Here is a 3,906-nt window from a genome sequence, read left to right on the forward strand (position 1 = left end):
GTGCGCAAGCGCAACATGGTGATCGCGGGGCCGTCGAACTTCTTGCCGCGCTTCGTCAATTCGCTGATCATCGCCTTCGGCTCGACCTTCTGCGCGGTGTTCCTCGGCACGCTGTCGGCCTACGGCTTCTCGCGCTTCAAGGTGCCGCTCGCCGACGACCTTCTGTTCTTCATCCTGTCGACGCGCTTCATGCCGCCGATCGCGGTCGCCATCCCGATCTACCTGATGTACCGCGAGATCGGCCTCTCCGACACCGCGCTCGGCATGATCCTGCTCTACACCGCGGTCAACGTCTCGCTCGCCGTGTGGCTGCTCAAGGGCTTCATCGACGAGATCCCGCGCGAATACGAGGAAGCGGCGATGATCGACGGCTATACCAGGCTGCAGGCCTTCTGGCGCACGGTGCTGCCGCAGGCGACCACCGGCATTGCCGCGACAGCCATCTTCTGCCTGATCTTCGCCTGGAACGAATATGCGTTTGCCGCGCTCCTGACCTCCGGCACGGCACAGACCGCGCCGCCCTTCATCCCGACCATCATCGGCGAAGGCGGCCAGGACTGGCCGGCGGTAGCGGCGGGCACGACGATCTTCCTGGTGCCGATCCTGGTTTTCACCATCCTGCTCCGCAAGCAGCTCTTGCGCGGCATCACCTTCGGCGCGGTGCGCAAATGATGAACAGTCAGCAAGTGTGGAACCAGCGCTGGGGCAGCGTCCCTTCTCCCCGTTCACGGGGAGAAGATGCTGGCAGGCAGATGAGGGGCAGCGCCGACATATGTCTCAATGAGGGGCGTTTGCGCCGCCCCTCATCCGACCCTTCGGGCCACCTTCTCCCCGTGAACGGGGAGAAGGAAGGCGGTGTCGCATGAGCCGCACTGTTGTCTCCAAGCGCTCCTCATGGCCTCGCTGGGCAAGGCGCGGCCTGCTGGAGAACATCGCCACCGCTATTATCGCCATCGGCTTCCTGATGCTGTTCCAGCCCTTCGCGCTGTCGCTCTACACCTATTCCTTCATCACCATGCTTGCAGGCACCTTGATGTTCATCATCGTCTCGAAATTCCCGGAGTAGGACGATGGCCGAAATCCGCGTCCAACATCTTAGGAAAGCCTTCGGCGATTTCGTCGCCGTGCAGGATTCCAACTTCGTCGTCGAGGACGGCGAGTTCTTCGTCATGCTCGGCCCGTCGGGCTGCGGCAAGACCACTACCTTGCGCATGATCGCCGGGCTTGAGTTGCCGACCGGCGGCAAGATCCTGCTCGGCGGCGAGGACGTCACGATGCGCCGGGCGCGGGAGCGCGACATCGCCTTCGTCTTCCAGCTCTTCGCGCTCTACCCGCACATGAACGTGCGCAAGAACATCGGCTTCCCGCTCTTGGCGCAAGGCATGCCGTCGGCCGAGATCCGCCAGCGGGTGGAGGAGACGGCGAAGCTGCTCCGCATCGATCATTTGCTTAACAAATCGGTCTCCGGCCTTGCCGGCGGCGACCGCCAGCGCGTCGCGCTCGGCCGCGCCATCGTGCGGCGGCCGAAATGCTTCCTGATGGACGAGCCGCTCGGCACCCTCGATACCGAGTTCCGCGATCTGATGGTGCATGAACTGCGCGAGCTGCACAGCCGCATCCACGCCACCACCGTCTACGTCACGCACGACCAGATGGAAGCGATGTCGATGGCCGACAAGATCGCCGTGATGAACCACGGCATCATCGAGCAGTTCGGAACCCCGCGCGAGATCTACGACCGCCCGGCGACGATGTACGTCGCCGAGTTCATCGGCTCGCCGCCGATGAATTTCCTCAAGTTCGGCGGCGGACTGGCCAGGGGCGCGAAGGAGATTCTCGTGCAGGGCGCCAAGGTCGCCGTGCCGGAGGTGCGCGAGGACATCGCACCGGCCGACATGGCGCTGGGCATCCGTCCCGAGCACATCCGCTTCGACGAGGCCTCGAAATTGCGCGGCGCCATCTACGGCACCGAATATCTCGGCACCACGCAAATCGTGGCGGTGGAGACGGCGGACGGCATCATCAAGGCGCGGGTGCCGGCCGAGATCCGGCTCAATCCGGGCGAGCCGGTCGGCTTGTCGCTCAGCAGCGCTCGGCTGTCGCTGTTCGAGAAGGGCACCGGCCGCGCGGTGAAGACCGCCATGTATGACAAGGCAGCGGAGGCGCGCCATGGCTGACGTGCACATCAAGGGCGTGAGCAAGAGTTTTGGCGAGACCGTCGCCGTCGACAATCTCGACCTGCAGATCAAGGACGGCGAGTTCGTCGTGCTGCTCGGCCCGACCGGCGCCGGCAAGACGACGACGCTCAGGCTGATCGCCGGGCTGGAGCGGCCGGATAGCGGCACGATCCACATCGCCGGCCGCGACGCCACGGTGCTGTCGCCGGCCGAGCGCGACACGGCCTTCGTCTTCCAGCAATATTCGCTCTATCCGCACCTCTCAGTCTTCGACAACCTCGCCTTCCCGCTGCGCTCGCCGGCCCGCAAGCTCAGCGAGGACGCGGTGCGACGCCGCGTCGAGGAGGTGGCCAGGCTGGTGCGTATCCACCACAAGCTCGACAACCGCTCGACCAAGCTCTCCGGCGGCGAGATGCAGCGCGTCGCCATCGGCCGGGCGCTGGTGCGCAAGCCGTCCATCTATTTGATGGACGAGCCGCTGTCTTCGCTCGATGCCAAGCTGCGCGCGGATCTCAGGCTCGAGCTGAAGCGCATCCAGTCCGAACTCGGCGCCACCATGCTCTATGTCACGCACGACCAGATCGAGGCAATGACCATGGCCGACCGCATCGGCATCCTGGCCGAAGGCGTGCTGGTGCAGATCGGCACGCCGCGCGCCATCTATTCCGAGCCGGCAAACCTTCATGTCGCGGCCCGCCTGGGGCAGCCGGCGATCAACCTTCTGCCTGCAGGGCTGCTGCCGGATGGCGGCGCGCCAACCGGTACCAGGACGATCGGCGCGCGCACCGAACACCTGTCGATCGAGAAGGCCGCGAACGGCCATGCCGACGGCGTCGTCGACTGGGTCGAGCATCTCGGCGACCAGAACCATCTGCATGTGACGGTGGGGACAAGGAAGCTGGTGACACTGACCGACCCCGACACGGCGCTCGAAAAGGGGGACAGGGTGACGATCCGCTACCGCTCGCCGCTTTATTTCGGCTCGGACGGGCAAAGACTGATGTAGGCGGACCGCGCACCCATCGCACACCGATTGACGACCGCAGATACGGACTGGACGAATCCATGAAGCACTTTTTCAACCGCAAGGACTCGATCGTCACCGAAGCGCTGGACGGCTTTCTTGCGACCGCCGGCTCGGGCACGCTGGCGCGGCTCGACGGCTATCCCGAGATCAAGGTCGTGCTGCGCGCCGACTGGGACAAGACGAAGGTTGCCGTCGTTTCCGGCGGCGGCGCCGGACATGAACCCTCGCACGCCGGCTTCGTCGGCGCCGGCATGCTGACGGCGGCTGTCTCCGGCGAGATCTTCGCCTCGCCCAGCGTCGAGGCAGTGCTGGCGGCGATCCGCGCCACGACCGGGCCGGCCGGGTGCCTGCTGATCGTCAAGAACTATACCGGCGATCGCCTCAATTTCGGCCTCGCCGCCGAGAAGGCGCGCGTCGAAGGCTTTGCGGTCGAGATGGTGATCGTCGGCGACGACATCGCGCTGCCCGACATCGCGCAGCCGCGCGGCGTCGCCGGCACGCTGTTCGTCCACAAGATCGCGGGGCATCTTGCCGAAACCGGCCGTGACCTGGTGTCAGTAGCAGCGGCAGCGCGGGCGGCGGCAAAGGACATTTTTTCGCTCGGCATCTCGCTCTCTTCCTGCTCGATCCCCGGTCAGGCGCATGAGGATCGCTTCGGCGCCGACGATGGCGAGCTCGGGCTCGGCATCCATGGCGAGCCGG

General features: G+C 65.6%; 5 protein-coding genes. All 5 read left to right on the top strand.

Features of this window, described 5'->3' with window-relative positions; genetic code table 11:
* A partial coding sequence (locus tag EN781_RS27975; protein ID WP_145965664.1) for a carbohydrate ABC transporter permease occupies nucleotides 1-672 on the top strand: 672 nt, incomplete at its 5' end.
* Between the two features lie 190 nt (nucleotides 673-862).
* On the top strand, nucleotides 863-1,066 hold the full coding sequence (locus EN781_RS27980; protein ID WP_126056828.1) for a hypothetical protein: 204 nt from the start codon (nucleotides 863-865) through the stop codon (nucleotides 1,064-1,066).
* A 4-nt stretch (nucleotides 1,067-1,070) separates the two neighbouring features.
* Nucleotides 1,071-2,177, top strand: coding sequence for an ABC transporter ATP-binding protein (locus tag EN781_RS27985; RefSeq protein ID WP_126056829.1), 1,107 nt, complete (start codon nucleotides 1,071-1,073; stop codon nucleotides 2,175-2,177).
* Nucleotides 2,170-3,183: an ABC transporter ATP-binding protein gene (locus tag EN781_RS27990; RefSeq protein ID WP_126056830.1), complete on the top strand. Its 1,014-nt coding sequence runs from the start codon at nucleotides 2,170-2,172 to the stop codon at nucleotides 3,181-3,183. The genes EN781_RS27985 and EN781_RS27990 overlap by 8 nt, the downstream gene beginning before the upstream one ends.
* A 59-nt stretch (nucleotides 3,184-3,242) precedes the next feature.
* On the top strand, nucleotides 3,243-3,906 hold a 664-nt coding region (locus EN781_RS27995; RefSeq protein WP_145965665.1), incomplete at its 3' end, for a dihydroxyacetone kinase subunit DhaK.

The sequence above is a fragment of the Mesorhizobium sp. M4A.F.Ca.ET.090.04.2.1 genome, from assembly GCF_003999085.1.
In the GTDB taxonomy this organism is placed as follows: Bacteria; Pseudomonadota; Alphaproteobacteria; order Rhizobiales; family Rhizobiaceae; genus Mesorhizobium.

What these genes read in the sequence shown, in the direction of transcription:
- EN781_RS27980 (WP_126056828.1), top strand. Translation starts at nt 863, where the DNA reads ATGAGCCGCACTGTTGTCTCCAAGCGCTCCTCATGGCCTCGCTGGGCA.
- EN781_RS27985 (WP_126056829.1), top strand. Translation starts at nt 1,071, where the DNA reads ATGGCCGAAATCCGCGTCCAACATCTTAGGAAAGCCTTCGGCGATTTC.
- EN781_RS27990 (WP_126056830.1), top strand. Translation starts at nt 2,170, where the DNA reads ATGGCTGACGTGCACATCAAGGGCGTGAGCAAGAGTTTTGGCGAGACC.